The organism is Pseudochrobactrum mosebachae (assembly GCF_048914685.1).
In the GTDB taxonomy this organism is placed as follows: Bacteria; Pseudomonadota; Alphaproteobacteria; order Rhizobiales; family Rhizobiaceae; genus Pseudochrobactrum.
The window spans coordinates 2967762-2994509 of the sequence record NZ_CP128408.1; the positions used below are offsets into that span (position 1 = coordinate 2967762).

The window sequence follows — 26748 nt, forward strand, 5'->3', positions numbered from 1 at the left end:
GCCTGCGCATCAAAGCACAGGGCGCTGTTATAAAATATGCATTTCAACACGATTTGAACAGGCAGATCAGTCGATGGTCAGAATGATCTTGCCAAACACATCGCGGCTTTCCATACGCTTCAATACACTGTCAATCTGGTCAAAGCCAACAACCGTATCAATCACCGGATGAACAACGCCCTGCGCCATTTTCTGCATCGCATCAGCCATATTTTCCATGCGGCAACCAAATGAGCCGAGGATTTTGAGCTGCTGCTGAAACAGCATCATCAGATTCATGCTGGTAGAAACACCGGAGGTTGAGCCACAGGTAACCAGACGACCACCGCGTTTGAGCGACAGCATCGAGCCTGCCCAAGTATCAGCGCCCACATGCTCAAATACCACGTCGACACCCTTTTTCTTGGTGAGCTTACGCATAACACCCTCAAAACGGTCTTCACGGTAATTGATGACGTAATCAGCACCAAGTGCTTTGGCTTTTTCGATCTTATCGTCAGAACCAACGGTTGTGTAAACTGTGCAGCCCATTTTTTTGGCAAGCTGAATAGCAGCTGTACCGATGCCGGAGCCACCGGCCTGAATGAGAATGCTCTCGCCTGGCTGAAGCTTTGCATTGTCGAACAGCATATGCTCAACCGTGCCGAATGTGACAGGTGCAACGGCTGCGCCAATAGCATCCACACCCGGAGGCGCAGGGATCAGCAAACGTGCAGGCAGGTTAACTGCTTCACAGGCAAAACCATCAAGATGGAAACCATGTACACCGGAGACATGCTCGCAAAGATTGTCGCGGCCTTCACGGCAGGCTTTGCAAAGACCACAGGTGCGTGCACCATAAATTGACACCAGCTGCCCCGGCAAGACGTTGGATACGCCTTCACCGATTGCGGTAACTACGCCTGAAGCTTCCGCACCGATCACCAGCGGCATTTTGCGCTTGGCAAAAGCCATGCCGCGCCAGCCCCATACGTCGATATGGTTGAGGGCAACCGCTTTAATATTGACGGTAACTTCACCAAAACCCGGCTTTTCAGGTGCCGGAATATCGGTGATTTCCAAACGGCGGTCATCAAGAAGCTGTAATGCGCGCATAGTGTCGTTTTATCCTTATTATCTCAGTGCCGTTATATGCCTATGAGGAGTTGCGCGCTTATTGATGCGCCGCAACCACAAGGCTGGCATTCTGTCCGCCAAAGCCGAAGGAGTTCGACAAAATAGCGGTAACATTGGCATCCCGTTTAACATTCGGCACCACATCAAGTGGAATAGCCGGATCAGGATTGTCATAATTAATGGTTGGCGGCAAAGTTCCGGTCTGGATTGTCAGGAGCGAGAACACCGCTTCAATCGCACCGGCAGCAGTCAGAGTGTGGCCGATCATCGACTTGTTGGACGATACCGGAATGGAACTGATCTTGTCACCAAATACGGAAGACAGGGTCAGATATTCCATCTTGTCGTTTTCAGGGGTCGATGTGCCATGAGCATTCACATAGCTGATATCGTCAATCGTCAGACCCGCATCATCAAGTGCTGCACGCACTGTAGCAATAGCCGGTGAAGCATCCGGGCTTGAGCGGGTACGATGGAAATCATCAGCCTTTTCACCGCAGCCTTTGAGAATACCAAGAATTTTAGCACCGCGTGCAATGGCGCTTTCCAGCGATTCCATTACCAATGCGCCGGAACCCTCAGCCATCGAGAAACCGTCGCGATCCTTGCTGAATGGCTTGGACGCTTTATGCGGCTGTTCATTCTGGGTGGAAAGAGCCGAGAGCAGCGAGAAGCGGATCAGTGATTCTGCTGATACAGAACCATCGGTGCCGATCGCCAATACGCGGTTGCTCTCACCACGACGAATGGCTTCAACACCAAGCTGAATAGCTGTGGCACCTGATGCACAGGCTGTAGAAAGCGTTACCGGCAAACCGCGTGTGCCGAAAATTTCAGCCAGACGCTCGGCAATGAAGCCGAATTGCGTGGTGTTAAATTCGTTCATACGCGGGTTTTTACGGCAGGCTTCGAGCAGTAACTGATAGCTTGGCGCGCCCTGACCAGAGACCAGAGCATCCAGTGCAAAGCGACTTTTCCAGTCGAGTTCAACGGGCGGAGCTGCAAGAAATAGCGGGCCGCCGAAATCTGTCACTGACAGACCGGATTGGGCAATGGCTTCTTCACCGGCAAGTTGAGCCAGTTTCTCAGACAATGCGGAGGCGCCTTGCGTGCTTTCAGCCAGAAAATCCACGGTACCGGCAATGCGTGTACGCAGGTTTTCCGTTGGAAAACGGGTGATCTCGTGAATGCCGGACTGGCCGCCGGTGAGGGCTTTCCAGTTATCTTCCTTGCCGGTTCCCAGCGGTGACACAACGCCTGCACCGGTGATGGCGACAATCGGGCGGCCGAGATGATCGGTAAATTTTGACATGATGACCTCCGATCAAACTTTGATGATTTTTGCAGCACCTTCAGAGCGCGCAGCTCCGATGGTCAATGCTGTTGCGCTGGTAAGCGCGCCGTTACGGGCTGGCTCATCGCCTGTAAAAGGTGCAAATGCTTCACCCTTCCAGACGCTGAGTGCGGCAAGCGCCAAGGCCAGCGGAAACTGGCTTTCACGCATATGGCCAAACAGGCTGGATACACCGCGATAGCTGGCATTCTTTGTGGTTAAAGCTGCTTTTTCTGCAGTCGTCGGTTTATGCGCGCCTGATGCACCGCTAACCACGAAACTGTTATCTTCTATCAGATCAGCAATCGCTGTGGTGAGGTCTTGTGTCTCACGGCGGATCTGGCCGGAGGTGATCGATGCAATTTCACCATAGGCGCGTGCGCCACGGGCCTGCGCATGCTCGGCCTCTTCAAGAACAAGAAAAATACCGCCGGAACCGGTGATCATGCCGCCACCGGCAGAACTCTCACGCGACCAGACTGGTGCCCAGCCGTCAGATTTGAGATAGCCGCCAAGTTCGTGACCAAGCAACATATCAAAATGCTCTGCATTGTAAGAGCCGCCGACAAGCGCATGGGTGCTCTGGCCGGTGCGGATACGTGCAGCTGCGGTTTCAACTGCGGAAATGCCTGATCCTTCTTCGCCCATGAAAGTGCGTGATGAACCGGTAACTTTATGAACGATAGAAATATTGCCGGCGAGCAGATTGGAAAGCTGCGCCAGAAACAGCGTCGGGCGTAGTTCTGTGGAGAGCTTTTCATTGAGCAAAATGCCAGGATTATTATTGCCGCGTGCTTCGCCCAAAATTTGTGTATCGACACTGATATCGCGTTCGCCGCCACCGGCGCTCACGATCATATCCATTGTCGAGCAAAGCTCGGCATTGTCTTTAATACCGGCATCCTGCAAAGCAAGACCGGCGGCATAGGTGCCGAGGCGCTGCCATGTTTCCATCTGGCGCTGGTCGGAGCGTTTTGGAATTTGTTGCGACCAGTCAACCTCACCTAACGGATGAACCGTATAAGGAGCGAAATTCTCGGTATCGAGCTTTGGCTGCGGTGTGTCGCCATTGAGGATTGCCCAATGGGTTTCAACGCCTTCACCAAGAGAGGTGATAAGGCCAATGCCGGTGATGAGAACTTTTTTGCTATGCATGAACTGCTCGCTTAATTTTGGTCGTTATATATCCAGAGAACGGATAACCGGAACAGTGTGGTAAAACCGGGTCTGTTCAGGCGGCTGTATAAGAGTGCTGTATATAATAATGACAAAAGCCGCATTAAGCGGCGGTCAATTTATTGTCATCAGCAATAAAAGACGCGCGGTATGCTTTTATAGCACGACTGCGCGTCTTTATTTTAAAACTTAAGCCTGTTTGGCTGCAACGAGTTCGTCAATTTTCGCACAGAGATTCTTCAAAACGAAATAGGCTTCTGTATCAGCTTTGCCTTCGTTAACTTCCTGAGTCCACTGTTCCAGCGGAATCTTGATGCCGAACTCTTTATCAATCGCGAAAACGATATCAAGAAAATCAAGGCTATCAATGCCCAGATCGTCAATTGTGTGGCTCTCTGGTGTGATGGATGCACGATCAATTTCACTGGTTTCAGCAATAATATCGGCTACTTTGTCAAAAGTTGAGGACAATTAGAAAATCCTTGTATAAAGCCCGAACCAGCAGGCGTCGTTGTGTAATCAGGGCGTGTCTAGCGTTTTTCGCATGAAAGGGAAAGATATATTCCCTATTTAGTCGCTACCTATAAATATGCACATAAAGACAGACTTACCGTTTGCAATAAAATTGCGGTACCAGCATGTGCGGCTTTTGAATTTATTGACCTGTCATATCACGTATATTTATGAAGAAATCAGCAGAAGTTTGTCGATTTATATTAATAATATAAATAACGTCACAATCAACGCTGTTATGTGAGCAGTGTCGTGGCTGCTAATGACAAATGCATGTGGTGAAATATGGGACTCGCTGGCACAATTACAATCATCTTCAGCATTATCATGCTGGGTTATGTAATGGCACGATTGAGACTACTGAGCGAATCTACTGGTGACGGCCTGTCTGAGTTTGTTTTTGTCGTGTCTTCACCGCTGTTGCTGTTCAGCACAATGCTGACCTCAGATTTCTCCTCTGGTAGCCCATGGGGGCTGTGGCTCGCTTATTTTAGCGGTGTTGTCATTGTGTGGACGCTGTCGCATTGCGTTATCAGAGCGCTTTTTGACCGCGACCGACGCACAGGTGTGGTCGCTGGCGTCACAGGATCGTTTTCAAATCTGGTCTTTCTGGGGATGCCGCTGGTACTCAGTGTTTACGGGCAGGAGGGGCTGGTTATCATCTCCCTGATCATCAGTATTCATATGCCGCTGATGATGGGGGCTTCGCTGTTGCTCTATGAGTGGGCGCTACGCAAAGATGGTGTGGTAACAGGCGATGTCGTCTGGTCAGAGACCATCCGTAAGTTTGTGATTTCACTGCTTAAAAACCCTTTAGTAATCGGTATCCTCAGTGGCTGGCTGGTGCGGGTTTCTGGTGTAACAGTCCCTGATATTCCAATGCAGGCGATTTCATTGGTGGCAGGGGTTTCAGGGCCCTTGGCATTGTTTGCTATGGGTATGGGGCTGCAGAAATTCGGGCTTTCCGGCAATGTAATTGCGGCTACAGTCAATGCATCACTCAAGCTGATGGTGATGCCGGCGATTGTTTTTGCACTGGCATGGGCTTTGGGTCTGCCGCCATTGATGGCTAAAGTGGCTGTGGCTGCGGCTGCACTGCCTAACGGCGTTAATACTTATGTGATCGCAACGCGATTCGGAGTCGGGCAAAGCCTGTCTTCGGGCTCAATGGTTATTACCACCGCAGGTTCAATTTTATCGCTGGCTTTATGGATCAGCCTCACACAAGCGGTATGGGGATGAGTGCTTTTTAGCGCTCAGGACTTGACTTTGCAGAGGCGGCGCCGCTTCATCGCTGCGGGAAATTTATGGGCATGTTCTTTTGAGGAAAGGAACATGCATCGACTGAGGGAGAGAGACTATGGCGGAGAACGGCAACCGGTTTATCAAACAGGCTAATCTGATTGACGGTCAATGGCTGGCAGCCGATAGCGGCGCAACGATTGATGTGATCAATCCGGCCAGCAATAAAATTATAGGTACAATTCCAAAATCCGGTAAGGCAGAAACAGCGCGCGCAATTGATGCTGCCGCTGCGGCCTTTAAAAGCTGGCGCAAAACCACAGCCAATGAACGCGCACAAAAAATGCGCAAGCTGCATGATCTGATTTTAGCCAATCAGGATGCGCTGGCTGAAGTGCTGACCATGGAGCAGGGCAAATCTCTGGCCGAATCTAAAGGTGAGGTGGCAAGTTCTGCTGCTTATATTCTGTGGTATGCAGAAGAGGCCCGCCGCATGTATGGCGATATTGTACCCTCACCATGGGCAGATCGCCGGATTATGGTGACCAAGGAGCCTGTGGGCGTGGTTGCGGCGATTACACCGTGGAATTTTCCGTCATCAATGCTGGCACGTAAAATCGGACCGGCGCTGGCCTCCGGTTGTACAATTGTGGTTAAACCGGCAACACAAACGCCATATTCAGGTCTCGCATGGGGCTTGCTGTGTGAAGAGGCAGGCATTCCGGCAGGTGTGGTCAATATTGTGACCGGCTCTGCCAGTGAAATCGGCGGCGAAATCACACGTAATGCGCTGGTGCGCAAACTGACTTTTACGGGCTCTACAGAGATCGGCAAACTATTAATGAAGCAGACCGCAGGCACCGTTAAAAAAGTATCGATGGAGCTTGGTGGTAATGCACCTTTCATCGTCTTTGATGATGCTGATCTCGATCGTGCAGTGGCCGGTGCGATTGCGGCAAAATTCCGCAATTCCGGGCAGACCTGTGTTTGCACCAACCGCTTTTTCGTACAATCGAAAATCTATAACCGCTTTATCGAGAAGTTCACCGAAGCGGTTGAGCAGCTAAAAGTTGGCAATGGTCTTGAAGACGGCACACAACAAGGCCCGCTGATTGATATGAAAGCGGTTGAGAAGGTTGAAGAGTTTATTGCGGATGCTGAAAAGAAGGGCGGGCGCATTGTCACCGGCGGTAAGCGCCATGCGCTGGGCGGTTCATATTTTGAACCGACAGTGATTGCAGATGCCAAGCCGCGGATGCGCTTTACCAAGGAAGAGATTTTTGGCCCGGTCGCACCGGTGTATAAATTCCGCTCAGAAGATGAAGTGATCGAGCTTGCCAATAATACCGAATACGGCCTTGCCTGCTATTTCTATACGCAGGATCTTGGACGAGCTTTCCGGGTTATGGAAGGGCTTAAATATGGGCTGGTCGGTGTGAATGAAGGGCTGATTTCTACCGTTGAAGCGCCGTTTGGCGGCATGAAAGAATCCGGACTTGGCAAAGAGGGCGGACATCAGGGCATTGAGGATTACCTCGATACCAAATATGTTTGCCTTGGTGGTTTGGGCCTTTAAATACGCGAATAAATAAAATATCAGGTGGCGGGGCTGATGGTCTGCCACCTGACGAGAGCATTTGATTATCAGGTTGATTTAACTTGATAGATAAGACAATGCGAAGACACAAAAATCTCGGGCGAATGCTGCGATCCAACCTGAATGTTACCCGCTCTAGCTGGTTGTTTAAATGCAGTTTCGAACGGAAAACCGGTCCTCACTTTTTCTGAGCCACTCTAAAAAGAGATTGTTTCATCCTGTTGGCTTTACCAGCTATGGAAATTCTTTTCACCTGTACTATCTTTAGCCGAGATTATAATTAAGTCTTTTAAAACACTTATTTATCGTCATTTATTAAAGTGTTTTATAAAGACATAGCCGGTGAGTTTTAATGCCTGTAAAATATTCGGCGGTATTTTCAGCGATTTGTCATATTAGATGCGAAATCTGCGGCTATAGAACCCGCATTAGCAGGCCTGTTATCGAGCAAGGTGATCTGACACTGTCATATTGTCTGGTTCGTAAACCTGTGAAAAGGAAATTTAATGCGCTACGGAATTTATTTTTCGCCATCAGCCCATGACCCGCTATTGCGGGTAGCGGCAAACTGGCTGGGTCGTAATGCCTTTAACGGTATGGTGGTACGCAGACCTGAAATTGGCAGCATTAACAGCGATGAAATTAACGCGCTCACCGCAGAGCCGCGCCGCTACGGTTTTCATGCTACACTTAAAGCGCCTTTCCGGCTGCATGAAGACTATGAGGAGCATGATCTTTTAGCTTGTATGATGCATTTTGCCTCCAGCTATCAGGCGGTTCAGCTGCCGCCGTTAAAAGTGGAACAGATCGGCCCTTTTTTCGCGCTGGTTCCTTCGGAGCCTTGTGCACCAATGCAGCAGCTTGCCAATGATGTGGTGGTGCATTTCGAACGTTTTCGGGCGCCTTTAAATGCAATGGAACTGGCCAAGCGCAAACCTGAGAAGCTTGATGCTGTGCATCGCAGCAATCTTCAGCAATGGGGGTATCCTTACGTTTTTGACCAGTTCCGGTTTCATATGACGCTGACCGGCGCGGTTGCCGAAGAAAAACAGGCACATGTGCGTGACATTCTGGAGAACTTTTTTGCTCCTGTGCTCAATGAGCCGGTCAAAATGGCCAATATTGCACTGTTTACGGAATCGGAAGCAGGGGCTAGTTTTGAGGTTCATTCATTGCATCCTTTGACAGGTAAGGCGATTGCAGCACAAAATATTATTGCCGCCAATCAGCCAAATGGTGCTTTTGCTACTCAAACCTTTTAAAGTCACGCCGGATCAAGGTGATGGCCCGAGAGTGCAACAAACAAACTATCCGGAGCCAGCCGCACAGCTCCAATTTATGCGTAATCCGTAGCAGTCCTGTAATTCCTGATGATGATAAGAGAAACCATGTCCGCCCCAGACCCAATATCCTTGCATGAAACAGTTTTGACCAATGCGCGGATCGTGCTGAGTGATGAAGTTGTGAGCGGAACTATTGTGCTACGTGACGGTAAAATTGCTGAAATTTCCACCGGTAACTCTGCTCATGGCAAGGATATGCAGAGCGATTATCTGATTCCGGGTTTGGTGGAATTACATACAGATCATCTGGAAGGTCATTATGCGCCGCGCCCTAAGGTGCGGTGGAACCCGCTTGCGGCATTGCAGGCACATGACGCCCAAATCGCATCATCGGGTATCACCACAGTGTTTGATGCTCTGCGTGTTGGCCATGATGGCGAATGCGAAGTGGTGATTGACGACATGCTGCTTCTGGCCAATGCGGTGCAGGTTGCACAGCAGGCTGGGCGTTTGCGCGCCGAGCATTATCTGCATTTGCGCTGCGAAGTTTCTTCTGAAGATTGCATGATGGCATTTGAGCGGATGCGCAATGCTAAAGGGGTGCGGCTGGTATCATTGATGGACCATGCACCGGGGCAGCGCCAATTTCCGGATATGGAATCTTTTCGCATCTATTTTATGCGTAAAAACAAACTCAGTGACGACGATTATAAAGCTTATTGTGACCGGCGCATTGGTGAATCCCAGCGCAATTCTGCAAAAAACCGTACGCTGATTGCCGCGCATTGTCATGCCAACGGCATTATGCTTGCCAGTCACGATGATGCAACCGAGGCACATGTTGATGAATCAATATCCCATGGTGTTGCGGTAGCGGAGTTTCCGACCACTGTGGCAGCGGCTGCAGCTTCACATGCCAATGGTATCGGTGTGATGATGGGCGGGCCAAATGTGGTGCGTGGCGGCTCGCATTCCGGTAATGTCTCGGCCTTGGAGCTGGCTGAAAAAGGCTATCTCGACATTATCTCGTCGGATTACATTCCTTTCAGCATGTTGCAAGGTGCTTTCAGTCTTGCACAGGCTGTGGAGCATATTGCATTACCAGAAGCGATCCGTATGGTCACAGCTAATCCGGCAAAAGCGGTTGGCTTCAATGATCGCGGTAGAATTGCGCAAGGGCTGCGCGCTGATCTCGTGCGCGTTGAGGTGATTGAGGACATGCCGGTGGTGCGCTCGGTTTGGCGCGAAGGGCAGCGCGTGAGTTGAGATCCGATTTTTACTATTCAGCAGCCAGTGCCGCGCGCGCTGCGTGATTTTCTTCAACCTCAGCCGCTGTATCACCCATGACCTGATAGGCTTTGCGGATGGTTTTGCTGTCGGCATCATTATGCGTGGCATCGGTGGAGAGAATTTGCCGCCAGCGGCGTGAGCCGGGCTGACCCTGAAACAGACCGACCATATGGCGGGTAACATGGGTGAGACGGCCGCCATCTGCAATGTGGCGATCTGCATAATCGCACATCACATCCAGCACGTCTTCCATTGCCCGCGGTGCGGTTTCATCACCATAGACCAGACGGTCAACATCGCGCAGTACCATTGGCGTATGATAGGCCGCTCTGCCCATCATCACGCCGTCAAGCTGCTGCAAATGATTCATGGTTTCATCAAGTGTGGTAATGCCGCCATTGATGCCGATAAACACATCCGGATAATGTTGTTTCAACCGGTAGACGCGGTCATAATCCAAAGGCGGGATATCGCGGTTCTCTTTTGGTGAGAGGCCTTGCAACCATGCTTTTCGGGCATGTACCCATAAAGCATCCGCGCCGGCGCCAAGCACAAGACGGGAGAGGTCTGAAAGCGCCTGTTCCTGATCCTGATCATCTACACCAATACGGCATTTAACAGTAACAGGTATGGATACGACCTGTTTCATTGCCGTTACACAGTCAGCCACCAGTTGCGGGGTCAGCATCAGGCAAGCACCGAAAGCTCCTGACTGTACGCGGTCTGACGGGCAGCCGACATTGAGATTAATCTCGTCATAGCCGAAACCGGCACCAATTCTTGCAGCTTCGGCCAGTTTGACAGGATCAGATCCGCCGATTTGCAAAGCCACCGGATGTTCCTGCTCTGAAAAGCCGAGCAGGCGCTCGCGCTTGCCGTGAATGGCTGCATCTGCCACCACCATTTCCGTGTAGAGCAAACTGTGACGGGTGAGCAGACGGTGCATAAAACGACAATGCCTGTCCGTCCAATCGAGCATAGGCGCGATGGAGAAGGTTTTTCCGGCATAGAGTTTTGCAGTCTGGGTCACAATGATCTTCTTTTCAGTTTTCTCAGGCCGACATAATCATAAATGCCAGTTCTGTCCAGTTGTGGGCGGTCTGTCCGTTTCCGCAAAAGTTCAGTCTGTCATGATCAACTGGTCGCGCTGTACCGTATAAGCACTCAGGCTGTTCATGAAGTTCATGCCGAGCAGGCTGCCGTCAAGCTGGCCGCCTTGTGCTACCAATGCGCGCAAATTCTGACGGGTAATATTACCTATTTTGATTTCCTGCAGCCGCACCGATGCTGCCATAGTACGGCCATTTGCCGTGCTGACCGGATTGGTATAGCTGAGGGCGCTGATATCAATGCCGGCTTTTTCCGCATCACGCTGGGTCAGAACAATAGTTGAGGCGCCGGTATCAATCATAAAATGAATGGTTTTATCATTAACCAGCGCATTTACCTCAAAATGACCGTTTGCAGATTGCCCGATACTAACTGTATGCGCGCCATTGGCGGTGCTACCGCTTACAGCATTGCCGGGGATCAGCCCTGCGGTCACACGATTAGCAATATTACCAAGTTCAAAACGGTATTGATAACCGGTTACAAGGCCAAGAATAACCACCGCCCAAATGGCGATATTGCGCATCATATCATTGAGCGCAATACCGGAACCGAGCAGACCCGCTGCCACCACCACGCCAAAAATACTCATATAGGCTGCACTGGCAAAATCGTCATTGGCAAGGCCAAGCGTCGTGCCGCTGCTATCATTGGCAATCAAAATCATAAGCAGAATGGCAATGCCGGCAATCACCAGCCAGAATAAACGGTTCATGAATATCTCGGTTCCTGACTTTGGGTTTTGTTTACCGGAGTTACATCAGTTCTTTCATGGTTTGGCTTTCTATATGGAGGCTTTAATGCGCAGGCACAATATTTTGGTTCCTGATGGCTGGGGATGGAGTATGATTTTTCGGAAATTTAGTTTCCGGACTTTGAAATATGGCGCACAGGGCGTATAGCTCCCGCATTATAGTTTCCAGACAGACGGATTGACAACGTGAGTAATAGCGGACTGCCATTTGATGATTTTCGTGAACTGATCAGCCAGCTTCCGGAAGCAAGCGAATTTGCCAGCGAATCCGTTCGTGAGCGTGAAGACGGATTGAGCAAACCTGTTGGTTCGCTTGGCCGCTTGGAAGAGATCGCCGAATGGCTGGCCGCATGGAGCGGTAAAGCCAAGCCGCAGATCATGCGTCCGCTGGTTGCTATCTTTGCCGGTAACCATGGTGTGCTGGCGCAGGGTGTGAGCCCGCAGCCGCAATCCCTGACAATGGATATGGTCAATAATTTTGCGGCCGGTGGCGCTGCTATCAACCAGATTTGCATTGCCAATGATCTTGGCCTGAAAGTGTTTGATCTGGCGCTGGAGCACCCGACAGAAGATATTACTGTGGCTGCGGCCATGGATGAGCGCTCTTGCGCAGCCACGATGGCCTTTGGCATGGAGGCCATTGCCGGTGGCACTGATCTTTTGTGCATCGGTGAAATGGGTGTTGGTAACACCACCATTGCCGCTGCGATCTGTCTTGCCTTGTTTGGCGGGCAGGCTGAAGACTGGGTGAGCCTTGCCGCCGGAGAAGGCGGCACTGATGACGCCGCTGTACTGGCGGCAAAAATTGCTGCCGTGAAAAAAGCAGTTGCCCTGAATGATGGCCAGCTGCGTGATCCTCTTGAAGTATTACGCCGCCTTGGCGGGCGTGAACTGGCGGCGATCAGTGGTGCAATTCTGGCAGCGCGCGCTGAGAAAATTCCGGTGCTGATTGATGGTTATGTAGCCAGCGCTGCTGCTGCAATTTTGTTGGCAATGAATAGTGAGGCGCTTGATCATTGCATGTTCTCGCATGTGAGCGTTGAAAAAGGCCATCATCTGCTCCTGGAAAAGCTTGGTAAGCAGCCATTGCTCGATCTGAATATTAGTCTTGGATCAGGCGTGGGCGCTGCCCTTGCCGCTGGCATCGTTAAAACGGCAGCACAATGCCATATCGGCATGGCAACAGCTGAAGATGCAGGAATGAACGGACGTATTGTTTCGTAATCTGCAGCTTAAAAAACCTATTAAAATAATGACATTAATCCGGCTGTTATTGCAGCCGGATTTTTTATTATAAAAAAATTAAACCGCAGAATAATTTTTCAAATATGGCAAGAAGTTGCGATTGTGCACTGCCATAAAAATTTTACAATTCAGCCATTGTCAAAACGGTAGTTTTAAAGACTGGCGGCAATTTTATACAAATAATACTATTGGCTGGTTTGGGAGTATGCTTTTGCGCTGCCCGAAGACGCTATATTTAAATAAGTTATATTGCACATGGTGTTGTGCTGCCAGTATCAGGAGTGGCACTATCCTTAGAAAACAAGGATAGTGCCACTCTATAGGAAAGCGGTTTAATTGCCGTCTTTATCAAGTATCATGTAATCCAGCGGCAGCTCTGTGGTATATTTAATTTGTTCCATGGCAAAGGCCGAGGAAACATTGCGAATTTCAATTTTGCTGATGAGGCGCTTGTAAAATGCATCATAAGCGGCAATATCCGGCACCACAACGCGAAGCAGATAATCCACATCGCCGCTCATGCGGTAAAATTCAACCACTTCCGGAAATTCCTGCACGACCTCAGCAAAGCGTTTCAGCCACTCATGGCTATGCGAGCTGGTTCGCACCGAAACAAATACGGTAACCCGTGCGTTGATGCGTACCGGATCAAGCACAGCAACGCGGCGCTTGATAATACCTTCTTCCTCAAGTTTCTGAATACGGCGCCAGCATGGTGTGGTGGACAGGCCGACTTTCTTGGCAATATCTGCGACTGCCAAAGTTGCATCTTCCTGCAACAAGCGGAGGATTTTTCTGTCAAGTCTGTCCATTGTGCCTCACATTAAGCGCTTAATCGTTAAATTTTGAAACAGCATACCTTATGAATGAGCTTGGTCATAAATACCAAGAATATAATTCTTCCAAATTGGATTTTAAGGGAAATTATTTGCCCTTCGGTAGCAGGTTGTGAATTTTCTGCCGGAGAGCAGGTAAAAGCTCAGTTTCAAACCACGGATTGCGCTTGAGCCAGCCGCTGTTACGCCAGGAGGGATGCGGCAGCGGCAAAACCGCAGCCCCCAAATTCTGGTTGCTTTCACTGTAGCGCCGCCAGTTTTGCACTGTTGCTGTCATGCTGAGTGGTTTTGCCTGCTGTTGTAAATACTCGTTATAAACCGGGTTTCGCCGCAAGTGATAATTTTGCGCATAGCTGCCGATAGCAATGATGAGTTCCAGCTGCGGCATGAGACTGAAGAGGCGATCATGCCAGGTTAACCTGCATTCACGCCGCGGCGGCAGATCTCCGCCATGTTTGTCATAGCCGGGAAAACAAAACCCCATCGGAATAATGGCAAACTGATCAGGATCATAAAAACTTTCACACGAGACATCCAGCCATTGCCTTAAACGGGTACCTGATGGGTCATTAAAAGGGATGCCGCTCTTATGCACCCGAATTCCGGGCGCCTGACCGCAAATGGCAATGCGCGCAGTGGCAGACGAGATACATACTGGTAACGGTTCATGATCGAGCGGCTTGCCCGACAGCGGATGATCACGGCAAAGGGTACAGACGTTAATTTGTTGTTGCAGTTGCGCCAGTATCAGGGGGTCGCTCATTATTGTTTAGCCTGTGTTGTTGGCGCCATTTTGCCGGCCTTTCAAACTTGCCTGCCCATAAACCGCGCTTGTCTTTACGGGCTTGTGCTTCCTCGCGCTGATAGAGACCATAGGAGACTGCCCAGCCTTGCTCTACAAGAGTGCGGTTCAGATCGGTATCGCCGGCTTTACAGAAGGCAAGAATCCGATTGTAGCGGTCTCTGCCGTCTGAGGTGCAGGTTACTGTCTGATTGCCGATCAGCTTACGTAATACCGCTGTGGCCGAGCGCCCGCACGCGTAGACTTTGCCTTGTAAGGTGCAGCTTTGCTCTGTTTCAGGCGTATCCATACCCTTCAGCCGGATGCGCTGCCCCTGAAGAGTAATGGTGTCCCCGTCATTAATCCGCAAGGCATTGGCGCGACCGCTTAGCTTGGCAGGCACAGGCTCACGATTATAGGCTGTGCTGTTATATGTGTCATTATCCATCCAATGCGGCACAAAATATTGCATGAGCGCATAAATGCCCAGAAGTATCAGCGCTGCCATAATACCTGACCTGCGCAATAGTGAATAAGACTGTCTGCGTGCCGCGTATCTACGGCGTGGCCGCGGGTGCCTGCGGGGTGAGGGCTTACGCCCTGATGATGGTGCTCTCATAACAGCAACTATAGCCAGCATGGAAATGATTAATAGCAGATTATTGCGTAAAACGTGGCTGTGAGAACAGGAAAAGACGTGAGAATCGATTCTCACGCAAGAGTTTATCAAGAGCGGATTATGTCTCTTATAAAGTTTTTAATCTCTTGCTTAACTATATTCGGCAACAATCTGAAAACTATGAAGCTGGTAAAACATCATGTTAAAGCTCAATGACCGGCTTAAATTATCATTCCAAGATAAAATTGTGTTGTTTTGGTAACAGTATTTATCATTCAGACACGTTAGAGTTCATCAAGGCAGACTTGGCCTATTTCCCGCCATAAATGGGGAGCAGCGATAGTATGCGGACAACAAATACAGTCTCAACATAACCTTATACAGCCCTTGTCCTTATTGAGGTCAGTCAGTGCAGAGTTTTAGTTTTTCTGAAGTATCTCCGGTAGTTAGAGCATCATCTTACATGGTGGCTGGAACTGAAAAATGCTGCAAAAAAACTCGGTTTGCCTATGCCTTGTCAGGGGTCGTAATCTTGCCTGAAAAAACGGCTAAATCTAAACGTGTTGTTAACTTGTCCTTTACCAATAAGTTTTTGGCAAACGATATTGAAAGAGTACAATCGTGATCGGGTCGTTTAAGAAAATCGCTTTTCCTGTTTGTGGTCTTGGTGTTGCTCTGTATGTGATGTGCAGCAGCGCAATGGCTTTTGATATTCAGGAAGCTACAGAAAATAAGAGCAACCCTTTTGAGGTCTTTAAATTCGGCCTCACAGCTTTTAAAAATGGTCATAAAGATGAAGCGCTGAAAGCTCTGCGCTATGCATCTGATCAGGGGCATCAGGGTGCGAACTGGAAACTGGCCAGCATGTATGCGCAAGGCGATGGTGTTCCGGAAGACGATTACGAAGCTTATAAAATATTTGAAAAAATTGTTCATGAAGGCGCCGAGCCGGGCTCGCCGAATGAATCTTACGTTGCCGGAGCTCTGGTGCAGCTTGCACGCTATATGAAGCGCGGTATTCCGGATACGCCGGTTAATGCCAATCCTGATATGGCGCGCGACTACTATGTGCAGGCGGCGTCTAATTTTGGTGATCCGATAGCGCAATATGAATTGGGCGCTATGTTGCTCAAGGGCGACGGTGTTGAAAAAAATAAAGTGCAGGCTGCGCGCTGGTTCCAGCTGGCTGCCAAAAAAGGCAATGCTAATGCGCAGGCTATGCTCGGTAATATGCTGTTTCAGGCAGGCAAAACTGTTCGTGGACTTGCCATGCTGACAGTAGCGTTCGATCGTTGCTCGGAGCAGGATTGTGAATGGATCCGCACAATGCAGGAACAGGCATTTTCAGTTGCCGGTGAAGCAGAACGCCGCAATGCTGTGGCTATTGCCACTAAACACTAAAGCGGTTTTTCTAAACTGAAAATCCGCTTTATCAGTTTTTTACATGGCTTAACGCATATCTAAAAAAATCTCCTGCTCAGCAGTCGAGATGTATCACGACCGGCACATGGTCTGAAGGCTTATCCCAGCCGCGAGTGTGTTTTTCAATTTCAGCACTTTTCAACAGGTTTGCAGCTTCAGGCGACAGCATCAGATGGTCGATGCGAATACCGTTATCTTTCTGCCAAGCACCAGCCTGATAATCCCAAAATGTAAACATCTGCTCGTCACTGACATTTCGGATGGCGTCATAAAAACCTAAATTTTCAAGGCGGCGGAATGCCTGCCGACTCTGCGGCAGAAAAAGCGCATCATTGCGCCAATTTTCCGGATGTTTTGCATCAATCGGTTGCTGAATAATATTGTAGTCACCGGCAAGAACCAGCGGCTCTTCAAGTACAAGTTGTTGTTGCGCCCAGTTTTCCAGACGCTGCATCCAGCCCAGCTTATAGGGGTATTTTTCGGTATCAACCGGATTGCCATTGGGCAGATAGAGCGAAACCACGCGCACAACACCTTTTGATGTGGTGAAGACAGCCTCGATAAAGCGCGCCTGTTCATCACTGTCATCGCCGGGCAGGCCACGATTGACTTCAACCGGTGAAACTTTGGAGAGGATAGCGACGCCGTTGAAGCCTTTCTGACCATGAGTTTCCACATGATAGCCAAGAGCTTCAATCTCAAGACGCGGAAACAGATCATCAACGGATTTGATTTCTTGCAAACAGGCGACATCAGGCTGGCATTCTTGCAGCCAGTGCAGCAAATTTTCGATACGTGCTTTGACACCGTTGATATTCCATGTGGCAATTTTCAAAGACGTATTCCCATTCTTGTCAGAAACAAATTCTGCCGCAGATCGGATCAATGCGGCAGAAGATTAAAGAGCGTTTTTACTGTTCGTTAAAGCAGAAAAACTGCTCTATCTGTTTATTTCAGCGCCGTTTCGGACGAGAAAACCGGTTCTCGTTTTTCCTGAAACTGCTTTAAAGTTTATATGTGATTACAATGCGAAGCTAACGCCGCAACCACAGGATGATGTGACATTCGGATTATTGATCTGGAAAGATTGCCCCATCAGGTCATCAATAAAATCAATAATCGAACCGTCAATATAAGGCACAGAAATGCTGTCGATCAGCACTTTGGCGCCGTCTTTTTCAATTATCAGATCGTCGTCATTGGTTTCATTGACGAGATCAAACTTGTAAGAAAAACCAGAGCATCCGCCGCCTTCAACAGAAATGCGCAGAGCCGATTTATCATTCTGCTTTTGCAGGATTTTTACAATCCGCTTTGCAGCGGAGTCGGATACGGAAATGTCCGTCATAATCATCACCTTCATATCCGGCGGGTTCAAATTCCGCGCAGGATTATATTGATATGCACTTAATATAGGTCAGACAGTTTGCCGGTGCAATCACCACATAGGTGTTTTCCCTTTTCATCAAGGGGCAGTGCAGAGGGAATGCCCGATAAAGCAGGCAGTACAGCGGTAATGGTGGATAAAGTTTACAAGCAAACGCGTATCAAGCCTGTTATTTTGCCATCTTAATGTGGTATTGCAGCTTGAATATTACCGTATGAACTTGATCATGACAGGAAGAGTGATGGATAGTATTGGTTTCGGTTACCGTGAACGTGCGCCTTATGCCTGCGATCCGGCGCAAACGCGCGGAAGACTGGTGCATGAAGATGAGAGCCGAACACGCACGCCTTATCAGCGCGACCGCGACCGCATTATCCATTCCACGGCTTTTCGCCGGTTAAAACATAAGACTCAGGTGTTTATTGCTCATGAGGGCGACCATTACCGCACAAGGCTGACCCACACGATTGAAGTGGCGCAAATTGCGCGCGCATTGGCGCGTGCCTTGCGGTTGGATGAAGATCTGGCTGAAGCGGTGGCTCTGGTGCATGATTTTGGCCATACGCCGTTCGGTCATACCGGTGAAGATGCGCTGAATATGAAAATGGCGGGTTATGGTGGTTTTGATCATAATGCGCAGTCGTTACGCATCGTTACACTGCTTGAAAAACGCTATGCGGAATTTGACGGACTGAACCTGTCTTGGGAAACGCTGGAAGGCCTTGTGAAGCATAATGGCCCGCTCACAGGCCCGTATTCAGACGGTAAGCCGGTTCCGGGCTCAATTCTAAAATATAATGAGCTGTTTGATCTCGAATTATCGGGCTTTGCCAGCCTTGAAGCGCAATGTGCTGCGATTGCTGACGACATTGCTTATAATGCCCATGATATTGACGATGGCTTGCGCTCAGGTCTGCTCACGCTGGAGCAGCTGGAAGAAGTGCCTTTAACGCGAGATATTCTGCAGGAAGTGCACCGGCTGTATCCGAAGCTTGATCCGGTGCGCCGCGGCCATGAGCTGATGCGCAGGCAGATTACCCGAATGGTTGAAGATGTGATTACCCATGCGCAGCAGCAACTTAAAAAGCACAATCCGCAGACAATTGCAGATGTGCGCTCGGCTAGTGAGATGATGGTCGGCTTCTCGCCTGATATGGCGGTTGCTGAGAAGACCCTGAAAAAGTTTCTCTACAAAAATCTGTATTTCAATGCGCAGGTTGTGCCGGTGCGCAAGAATGCCGAGCTGGTGGTTAATGATTTGTTTGATGCCTATATGCATGCGCCCGATGCGATGCCTGCGGATTGGCGGGCAGGGATCACCGGCAATGAGACCTCGGCTTTTGCTCGGCAGATTGCAGATTTTCTTGCCGGTATGACAGATAATTATGCCGTGCGTGAACACCGACGATTGTTTGACCATACGCCCGACTTGGCTTAAACGAACTGCCAAACAGCTTTTTATTGCTGTGTGATTTGAGAAATAAAGCGTTTCCATGATTGCACAATGCTCAATTGATTGAATATGAACGGCGGCATAAGCCTGCTTTTTGTGTTCCGACAGGACAGATCATGAATATCTTTACTGATTTCGATGTTAAAATTAAAAAGACACTACAAGACCTTGATCTAAAAGATAAAGATGGTGGTGCGCTTGATATGTCGCGCGTCGGCGTAGAGCCACCGCGTGATGCAACGCATGGCGATATTTCTACCAATGCTGCTATGGTGCTTTCCAAGGCTGCCGGTGTTAATCCGCGTGAACTGGCTGCCAAAATTGCTGAAGCCCTGAAGGGCAATGCAGATGTGGAATCGGTTGATGTTGCGGGTCCCGGTTTTATCAATCTGCGTTTGCGTGATGAATATTGGCATAACCAGCTCGGCACAATGTTGGCTTCCGGCACCGATTATGGCCGATCAAAAATGGGCGCTGAGCGTAAGGTCAATGTTGAATATGTTTCAGCCAACCCGACAGGCCCGATGCATGTCGGCCATTGCCGTGGTGCGGTTGTGGGTGATGTGCTGGCAAATCTGCTCAGCTTTGCCGGTTATGACGTTACCAAAGAATATTATATTAATGATGCCGGTGCGCAGATTGATGTGGTGGCCAAATCGGTGATGCTGCGTTACCGCGAAGCGCTGGGTGAGGAAATTGGCGAGATTCCGGCGGGTCTTTATCCCGGCGACTATCTGGTTCCGCTCGGTCAGGCGCTGGCAAAGGAATTTGGCGCTTCACTTTTGGATAAGCCGGAAGACGAAGTGCTGCCAATGATCAAAGATCGTGCCATTGATGCGATGATGGTGATGATCCGTGAGGATCTGGCCTCGCTCAATGTGCATCACGATCTGTTTTTCTCCGAGCGCAGCCTGCATGCCGACCATGCCAAGCTGATCCGCACAGCGATCAATGATCTGACGCTGAAGGGGCATGTTTACAAAGGCAAGCTGCCGCCACCAAAAGGCCAGTTGCCGGATGATTGGGAAGACCGCGAGCAGACTTTGCTGCGCTCTACTGAAGTGGGCGATGATATGGATCGTGCGCTGGTGAAATCTGACGGCAGCTTTACGTATTTTGCAGCGGATGTGGCTTATTTCAAAAACAAGTTTGATCGCGGCTTTCAGGAGATGATTTACATCCTTGGCGCGGATCATGGCGGGTATATCAAACGTCTTGAAGCGGTGGCAAAGGCGGTTGCGGAAGATAAGGCCAAGCTCACAGTGCTGATTTGCCAGATGGTCAAATTGTTCCGTGACGGCGAGCCGGTACGGATGTCCAAGCGTTCAGGACAGTTCATTACGCTGCGTGATGTGGTGGATGAGGTTGGTTCCGATGCGGTGCGCTTCATGATGCTTTACCGCAAGAATGATGCTTCGCTGGACTTTGACTTTGCCAAAGTTACCGAACAGTCCAAGGATAATCCGGTTTTCTATGTGCAATATGCCTGCGCCCGCGCAAGTTCAGTATTCCGTCAGGCTAAAGAACAGCTCGGAATGGAAAAATTCGAGCGTGAAGAAATGGCTAAGCATTTGTCATTGCTTACTGATGAGAGCGAAGTGGCACTGGTGCGCAAGCTGGCGGAATATCCGCGTTTGATCGAAACAGCAGCCACCCATCAGGAGCCGCATCGCCTGGCATTTTACCTTTATGACCTTGCCAGTGCGCTACATTCGCAGTGGAATCGTGGCTCAGATAACCCGGACTTACGTTTTATTAAGGTTAACGATACAAACTTGTCACTAGCAAGGTTAGGGCTTGTGCAGGTTGTTTCTGATGTCCTTGCGTCCGGATTGTCGATTATCGGCGCGGATGCACCGACGGAAATGCGCTGACAGGTGAAGAGGGCGGTTTTATCACCGCTGCTCTCTGGCAGATGAAATAATGGCACGGATAGCGCGTAAACTGCGCAATTCGTGCCTTTACGCAGGAAATTGCTGTCAAGTTTTGCGCACATTGCCTTGCTAAAGTTGCAATGAATTAGGGAGACGTCGGCGGGCGCTCCGGTTGAAATTAGGATAACGCCATGACTGACAGTAGCGTGACGGGCCGCAATCAGAATCAAAATGATGTTCGCGACGAATCGGCGCGGGATAATGATCCGCTGTTCGAATTGTCGCGCATTTTTGGTTTTGAGGAACCTGCAGGCCAGACAAATGCGCAAAATCCGCAGGCTGAAACGGAAAATTTTTCCGAGATCAGTCTTGAGCGGGAGTTGATGGCAGATTTTGATGCTGAACTTGCGACGGAGTTTGCTGCAGAGCCGGAATTGAACCTTGAAAGTTCAGGCCAGTTTTCTCCTGCCCTTGCTGGTGAAAATTACCAGAATGTGCAGAATGACAGCTATGCGCCTGTGCAGGCACAGCAGCAACAAGGCGAAAATCCGTATATGCAGCAGGCTGCAGAGCCGCGCTTTACGGGTTATGCCCCGCAGCAGCGCGCTTATGCTGAAAATCAGGTTGAGGTGGTTGCTGCTAGGGACGATTCCGGTGATGCTTATTATGAGGCCTATTCTGATTTGCCGCAGGATGCAGCATTTGCAGAGTCACAGCAGCAAGACAATACACATGCATTTTCTGCTCTGACAGATACAGACAATGCGAATTACAGCGATGAGCCTGAAACGCCGGCTGCACAGCATTATGAGCCACGTTACAGTGGCTATGATGTTAATACACAGGCTGTTCAGGGTTATTCTGAACAGACTTTTGATTTGCCGGATTTGGAATTACCGGACTTGGAATTGCCCGAGCTTGATCTCAATGATCTGGCATTTGAAGAGGTTGGCCGTGAGCCACAATCCGATTTTTCTGCACACACTTTTGATGAGCTAAGCCTTCCTGCACTACAGCAATACCATGCTGAAGATGCACCGCAGCATTATGAAACCCAGCCTGCGCAGCAGCATTATGAAACCCAGCCTGCGCAGCAGCCGGCTGCGGCAGCATTGAGCCTTGAGGATGAGCTGGCATTTTTGCTGCATGATGAAGTGCCTTCGCCTGCCTATCAGGCACCGGAGCCTGCATCGACCGACTTTGCGCCGATGTTTGATGCGCCGGAACTGGCACCGGTTGCCACCACCTATGACCAGCCGCATGATGCGCCGGTCTATAGCGGTGCGCAGATTGATGACGAGTTTTTTGCTGCACCTGATCTGACACATTTGCCTAACCGCACATCGTCATATTCCTATCAGGAAGAGGCGGCTGAGGCTGAAATTCAGCCGGAACCAGCAGCAGTAGTCAACTCATTTGCCGACCTGTTCGGCGCTTCATCACAGGTGGCAAAGCCTGCGGAAGAGAATAATGATTTTGGTGCTTATTCAGAGCCGCTTACTTATGACAGCCCCGTGGCTGCCCAGTCACATGTGGCGCCGGAAACAGAAGACTTTGATTTCGGTGATGATTTTTACATTGCCGACAATGACAGCAGCCATAGTGGCAATAGTGACGATGGCCTGATTCATGGTGGCGCGTCGGATGATCTGACATTTTCCCCGTCAGCTTCTGCGAATGTTTCACAAACAGTATCCCATAATGCGGTTCGCGGATTTTCATCCTATGTTTTCGGTGCGGCTACATCGCCTTCAGCACCGGTCGAGCCAAGTGCAGATGCTTATGCTCCTGCTGAGTATCAGCCTGTTTCTGAGAGCTACACTTATGAGGAAGAGCCTGTTGTCGCTACTGACGATTTTTTCAGTAATGATGATTTCGACTTTTCATTGACTGATGATGTGCCAGCGGCTGGCGTGGACGAATTTGCTGAGCGTGCTGCTATGCCAGAAGTGCCGGACTATCAGCCGGCAACCACTTTTAGCCCTAAACCAAGCGTACCTGCTCCTGAGGTTGAAGCTGTTATTGTTGCTGAAAACAAGGTGGAACAGACGCAGGCTTTTGATTTGCCGGATGTAAGCTTTGGTGATGATGCCAAGCAAACAGGGCTGAATAGTCTTGAATCCGAGTTTGCTGAAATTTTCAGTACCATCAGCGTGAGCGAAGCCACCTTACCTGACAGCACAAGCGAGGCTGACAAAGCATTTGAAAATATTCTGCAGGATAATTTTGCCGATTATCATGCCTCCGTTAAAGCCGATGCCGAACAGGCCGCTGCTACCAAGAGCGGCTTTGGAGCTGGCGCAGCTATAGCCGGTGCTGCCGTTGCCGGAGCATCTGCTGCACGCGGAGCAGCGCCACAGGCTGATGCCACGAAGGCAACGCAGGATGATTATTACAATCATTGGGCGGCGCAGGGTGCACAGAATAATGATTTTGACACCTATAATATCGGTGAAACATTTGCCCGTGATGAGCAGGATTTTGCCGATTACAGTCCGCGTGAAGAGCATCCTTTGCGTAAACCGGCATTGTGGGCCTCTGTTGCCGCAGCTGCGGTGATTGTGCTTGGCGGTGGTTATTACCTGCTGAAAAGTGGTGGTGTGGTTGGCGGCGAGCCGGTGGTTATTCGTGCGGATAAGCAGCCGGTTAAAATGCAGCCTGAAAATCCGGGCGGCGCGGTTGTGCCTAATCAGGACAAAGCGGTTTATGATCAGGTGTCTGGCACCAAGCCTGCTGCACCTGAGCAAAAAACCTTGATCAATACGGAAGAAGTGCCGGTTGATGTTGGTTTGTTGCAGGGGCAGGATGCGGAAGAAGACCGCGTCTTTGCTGAAGAAGCCAATAATGCAGACGGCAATTCGCAGTCAGGCTCTGGCGGACAAAACGAGCTGATTACCCCGCGCACAGTTAAAACTATGGTTGTGCGTGCTGATGGTACTATTGTTGAAAGTACGGCACCGGCAGCAACAGCGCCGCAAGCTGCTGCACCGGTTACTGATAGCGGTCTTGACGAGGCCTCACGCCTGATCAGTCAGAGTGCTGTTCCGGAGCGTTTGGGTACAGATAAGCCTGTTGCATCAGCACAAAGTGCAGCAGCACCGCGTGTGGTACAGACACAGACCTTTACCGCTTCCGGCGAGCAGGCCAAACCGCGTGAAGTCGCGCCGGTTGCACCGACCCGTCCGGTTGAGCAGCCTCAAGCTGCACAACAGGTTGCGTCAGCGCCTGCAGCCTCTGCTGCTGCGCCATCTGCTAATGTGCCTGCCGGAACCTGGTTCATTCAGGTTGCTTCGCAGCCAAGTGCGGAGCTGGCACAGAAGAACTATGCCAATCTGACCTCACGTTATGGCACTCTCCTTGGTGGCCGCGGTGTGGATATCAAAAAGGCTGACATTGCCGGTAAGGGAACTTATTACCGTGTCCGTATTCCGGCCGGTAGCAAAGCTGAAGCTGGCGCGTTGTGTGAACGTCTGAAAGCCGCAGGCGGTAATTGTTTCCCGACCCTGTGATTATTTGAGATGTTAAAAATAGAGTGCGCTGTGTATTTTAAAAATGCATGGCGCATTTTTTATTCTGATACTCTAAAGCAGTTTCAGAAAAAGTGGGAACCGGTTTTTCGTCCGAAACTGCGTTTAAAAAAGGGATAGCGCGATTTTCTGTTTCAAGAGAAAATGAAAGCGCTTTATTTCTAACGGACCATTGAAATTAAAAGGCGAGGAGCATTGCCGCAATGACATTTAAAGCCATGATTACGGGTTTTGCCGGAACAATGCTGACAGAGCAGGAGCAGGAATTGTTCCGCCGGATACGCCCTTGGGGTTTTATCCTGTTTGCACGTAATGTTGAAAGTCTGGAGCAGTTGCGCGCGCTCACAGCGCAAATCCGTGATGTGACGGGCCGTAAAGAAACACTGATCTTTGTTGATCAGGAAGGTGGCCGTGTGCAGCGTTTGCGCCCACCTTTGGTGCCGAACTATCCTTCAGCCTCACAAATCGGTGCGCTTTATGCGCAGGATGAAGAGCAGGGCATTCGTGCTGCATGGTTGCTTGGTCGTCTGCATGCATTTGATCTTACCAGTGTTGGCATTAATGCTAATTGCCTGCCGGTTCTTGATGTGCCGGTTGAAGGTGCGCATGATGTGATAGGTACCCGCGCTTTTGCGCATGATCCTCTGGTGGTTTCTGTGCTGGGTAATGCCACTGCTGAAGGTTTGATGGCGGGTGGTGTATTGCCGGTTATGAAACATATGCCCGGGCATGGTCGTGCTTTCGCCGACAGTCATAAAGAATTGCCAAGCGTGGATGCGCCGCTGAGCGAATTATGCGAGCGTGATTTTGTACCTTTCTGCCAGCTGGATGATTTACCAGCCGCAATGACCGCGCATATTGTTTACAAGGCGCTTGATCCAGAAAGACCGGCAACCCTGTCGCCGGTGGTTATCAATTGCGTGATCCGTGATATGCTTGGCTATGAAGGCTTGCTGATGAGCGATGATATTTCGATGAAAGCATTGTCGGGTGAACTTGCCGATATTGCCCGTGATATTATTGAAGCCGGATGTGACGTGGTGCTGCATTGCAGCGGTGTGCTGGAAGAAACCATTGCGGTTGCTGATGCTATACCTGTGCTTAATGATGAGAGCCTGCGCCGTGCCGAACTGGCAGAGGTTTATGCAGGAACAGCAGATTTGAGTGATGAAGCTGAAATTCGCGCAGAGTTTGAGCTTTTGTTTCCTTCTGAGGCAGCGATTGCCTGAAAGCAGACAATCCGGCAGAGGCAGTGATTGCCTGAAAGTAGACAATCCGGCAGGTGAATGATGACCAGTCCAAATGATAAGACTGCCTCTATGCAGGCGCCAAAGGCCGGTATGCCGATGGATGATCTGTGGCAGTCTGATACGGCGCTGATCATCCCCCCGCAAGATGGTGCACAAGATGGTGCCGATCTGACCCTGCATGTGGATGTGCAGGGTTTTGAAGGGCCAATGGATTTATTGCTGCATCTGGCACGCAATCAAAAAGTTGATCTGACACAGATTTCAGTTCTGGCTTTGGCCGAGCAATATTTGATTTTTATTGAAGTTGCGCGTGACCGCAAGCTGGAGCTGGCTGCGGATTATCTGGTGATGGCTGCATGGCTGGCTTATCTGAAATCGCGATTGCTGATTCCAAAGGTGCGAGATGAAGATGGTGAAACCGGTGAAGATCTGGCGGCTATCCTGCAGTTCCGGCTTAAACGGCTTGAAGCAATGCGCGATGCGGCCGGTACATTGGTCAATCGTGACCGGTTGGGACGCGATGTCTTTGCGCGCGGCATGCCTGAAACCGTGCTGGTTGAAAAGACCAGCCTCTATACCGGCTCGCTCTATGATCTTTTGACCGCCTATGCCTCGCAGCGCCAGCGGCAGGCGGTGTCACATGTGCAGATTGCCAGACGCACGGTATGGTCGCTCAAAGAGGCGCGGGTCTTGTTGGTGCGCATGGTGGGCGAGCTTAAAGACTGGATGGCACTGGATTCGTTTTTGCTGGATTATATTGCCCGCCCCGAGGACCGCGCCAGTGCGCTGGCAAGCTCTTTTGCAGCCAGTTTGGAACTGGTACGTGAAGGGCGTATGGAATTGCGGCAGCAGGGGGCTTTCGAGCCGATCTTTATGCGTGCTGCTGACCGTGAAAAAGCGCAGGCCGAGACTGAAAAAAAGACCAAGGGTGACGCGTGAC

22 protein-coding genes are annotated in these 26748 nt (G+C 50.1%); 11 read left to right on the top strand and 11 right to left on the bottom strand.

Annotation, left to right across the window (positions count from 1 at the left end):
* Nucleotides 1-66: 66 nt before the first annotated feature.
* The 4 genes from MP213Fo_RS13465 to MP213Fo_RS13480 all read right to left on the bottom strand — a co-directional run bounded on the left by MP213Fo_RS13465 (nt 67) and on the right by MP213Fo_RS13480 (nt 4096).
* Nucleotides 67-1095: a zinc-binding dehydrogenase gene (locus tag MP213Fo_RS13465; protein ID WP_421089477.1), complete on the bottom strand. Its 1029-nt coding sequence runs from the start codon at nt 1093-1095 to the stop codon at nt 67-69.
* Between the two features lie 58 nt (nt 1096-1153).
* Nucleotides 1154-2428, bottom strand: a complete 1275-nt coding sequence (locus tag MP213Fo_RS13470; RefSeq protein WP_421089478.1) for a beta-ketoacyl-ACP synthase — start codon at nt 2426-2428, stop codon at nt 1154-1156.
* Nucleotides 2429-2440: 12 nt separating this feature from the next.
* On the bottom strand, nt 2441-3604 hold the full coding sequence (locus tag MP213Fo_RS13475) for a beta-ketoacyl-ACP synthase (protein ID WP_421089479.1): 1164 nt from the start codon (nt 3602-3604) through the stop codon (nt 2441-2443).
* A gap of 210 nt (nt 3605-3814) precedes the next feature.
* Entirely contained in the window at nt 3815-4096 is a 282-nt protein-coding gene (locus MP213Fo_RS13480) for an acyl carrier protein (RefSeq protein ID WP_421089480.1), read from the bottom strand.
* 327 nt (nt 4097-4423) lie between these two features.
* Here MP213Fo_RS13480 and MP213Fo_RS13485 point away from each other — a divergent pair, with 327 nt between their 5' ends.
* The 4 genes from MP213Fo_RS13485 (at nt 4424) to MP213Fo_RS13500 (ending at nt 9526) form a co-directional block, all read left to right on the top strand.
* Entirely contained in the window at nt 4424-5380 is a 957-nt protein-coding gene (locus MP213Fo_RS13485; RefSeq protein WP_421089481.1) for an AEC family transporter, read from the top strand.
* Nucleotides 5381-5498: 118 nt separating this feature from the next.
* Nucleotides 5499-6956: an NAD-dependent succinate-semialdehyde dehydrogenase gene (locus MP213Fo_RS13490; RefSeq protein WP_421089482.1), complete on the top strand. Its 1458-nt coding sequence runs from the start codon at nt 5499-5501 to the stop codon at nt 6954-6956.
* A 527-nt stretch (nt 6957-7483) separates the two neighbouring features.
* The gene (locus MP213Fo_RS13495) at nt 7484-8239 is read left to right on the top strand and encodes a DUF1045 domain-containing protein (protein WP_421089483.1); all 756 of its coding nucleotides are present in this window, start codon (nt 7484-7486) and stop codon (nt 8237-8239) included.
* 126 nt (nt 8240-8365) lie between these two features.
* Nucleotides 8366-9526, top strand: coding sequence for an alpha-D-ribose 1-methylphosphonate 5-triphosphate diphosphatase (locus MP213Fo_RS13500; protein ID WP_421089484.1), 1161 nt, complete (start codon nt 8366-8368; stop codon nt 9524-9526).
* 13 nt (nt 9527-9539) lie between these two features.
* Here MP213Fo_RS13500 and dusA read toward each other — a convergent pair whose 3' ends face one another.
* A complete protein-coding gene (gene dusA, locus MP213Fo_RS13505) occupies nt 9540-10580 on the bottom strand; it encodes a tRNA dihydrouridine(20/20a) synthase DusA (protein ID WP_421089485.1) in 1041 nt (346 codons plus the stop codon).
* Nucleotides 10581-10670: 90 nt separating this feature from the next.
* Nucleotides 10671-11375 (bottom strand): retropepsin-like aspartic protease family protein, encoded by a 705-nt coding sequence (locus MP213Fo_RS13510; protein WP_421089486.1) that lies wholly within the window; start codon nt 11373-11375, stop codon nt 10671-10673.
* A gap of 225 nt (nt 11376-11600) precedes the next feature.
* Between MP213Fo_RS13510 and cobT the strand changes: the two genes are divergently transcribed.
* Entirely contained in the window at nt 11601-12638 is a 1038-nt protein-coding gene (gene cobT, locus MP213Fo_RS13515; RefSeq protein ID WP_421089487.1) for a nicotinate-nucleotide--dimethylbenzimidazole phosphoribosyltransferase, read from the top strand.
* Between the two features lie 353 nt (nt 12639-12991).
* Here cobT and MP213Fo_RS13520 read toward each other — a convergent pair whose 3' ends face one another.
* The 3 genes from MP213Fo_RS13520 to MP213Fo_RS13530 form a co-directional block, all read right to left on the bottom strand.
* The gene (locus tag MP213Fo_RS13520; protein ID WP_421089488.1) at nt 12992-13471 is read right to left on the bottom strand and encodes an Lrp/AsnC family transcriptional regulator; all 480 of its coding nucleotides are present in this window, start codon (nt 13469-13471) and stop codon (nt 12992-12994) included.
* A gap of 112 nt (nt 13472-13583) precedes the next feature.
* Nucleotides 13584-14258: a uracil-DNA glycosylase family protein gene (locus MP213Fo_RS13525; RefSeq protein WP_421089489.1), complete on the bottom strand. Its 675-nt coding sequence runs from the start codon at nt 14256-14258 to the stop codon at nt 13584-13586.
* Complete coding sequence (locus MP213Fo_RS13530; RefSeq protein WP_421089490.1) at nt 14215-14784, bottom strand: thermonuclease family protein; 570 nt, start codon at nt 14782-14784, stop codon at nt 14215-14217. The genes MP213Fo_RS13525 and MP213Fo_RS13530 overlap by 44 nt, the downstream gene beginning before the upstream one ends.
* Nucleotides 14785-15579: 795 nt before the next feature.
* Here MP213Fo_RS13530 and MP213Fo_RS13535 point away from each other — a divergent pair.
* Entirely contained in the window at nt 15580-16296 is a 717-nt protein-coding gene (locus MP213Fo_RS13535; protein WP_421091152.1) for a tetratricopeptide repeat protein, read from the top strand.
* A gap of 76 nt (nt 16297-16372) precedes the next feature.
* On the opposite strand, the gene xth is transcribed toward MP213Fo_RS13535, so the two are convergent.
* Both xth and erpA read right to left on the bottom strand, forming a co-directional pair.
* A complete protein-coding gene (gene xth, locus MP213Fo_RS13540) occupies nt 16373-17152 on the bottom strand; it encodes an exodeoxyribonuclease III (RefSeq protein ID WP_421089491.1) in 780 nt (259 codons plus the stop codon).
* Nucleotides 17153-17338: 186 nt separating this feature from the next.
* A complete protein-coding gene (gene erpA, locus MP213Fo_RS13545; protein WP_421089492.1) occupies nt 17339-17665 on the bottom strand; it encodes an iron-sulfur cluster insertion protein ErpA in 327 nt (108 codons plus the stop codon).
* A 265-nt stretch (nt 17666-17930) separates the two neighbouring features.
* Between erpA and MP213Fo_RS13550 the strand changes: the two genes are divergently transcribed.
* From MP213Fo_RS13550 to MP213Fo_RS13570, 5 genes are all read left to right on the top strand, one after another.
* Nucleotides 17931-19142, top strand: coding sequence for a deoxyguanosinetriphosphate triphosphohydrolase (locus tag MP213Fo_RS13550; protein WP_421089493.1), 1212 nt, complete (start codon nt 17931-17933; stop codon nt 19140-19142).
* A gap of 131 nt (nt 19143-19273) precedes the next feature.
* Nucleotides 19274-21031 carry an arginine--tRNA ligase gene (gene argS, locus MP213Fo_RS13555; protein WP_421089494.1) on the top strand — a complete coding sequence of 586 codons (1758 nt, stop codon included), beginning with the start codon at nt 19274-19276 and terminating at the stop codon, nt 21029-21031.
* 191 nt (nt 21032-21222) lie between these two features.
* A complete protein-coding gene (locus MP213Fo_RS13560; RefSeq protein ID WP_421089495.1) occupies nt 21223-24540 on the top strand; it encodes an SPOR domain-containing protein in 3318 nt (1105 codons plus the stop codon).
* A gap of 221 nt (nt 24541-24761) precedes the next feature.
* On the top strand, nt 24762-25787 hold the full coding sequence (gene nagZ / locus MP213Fo_RS13565) for a beta-N-acetylhexosaminidase (protein WP_421089496.1): 1026 nt from the start codon (nt 24762-24764) through the stop codon (nt 25785-25787).
* A 111-nt stretch (nt 25788-25898) separates the two neighbouring features.
* Nucleotides 25899-26747, top strand: coding sequence for a segregation and condensation protein A (locus tag MP213Fo_RS13570; protein ID WP_421091153.1), 849 nt, complete (start codon nt 25899-25901; stop codon nt 26745-26747).
* Nucleotide 26748: the final 1 nt, after the last annotated feature.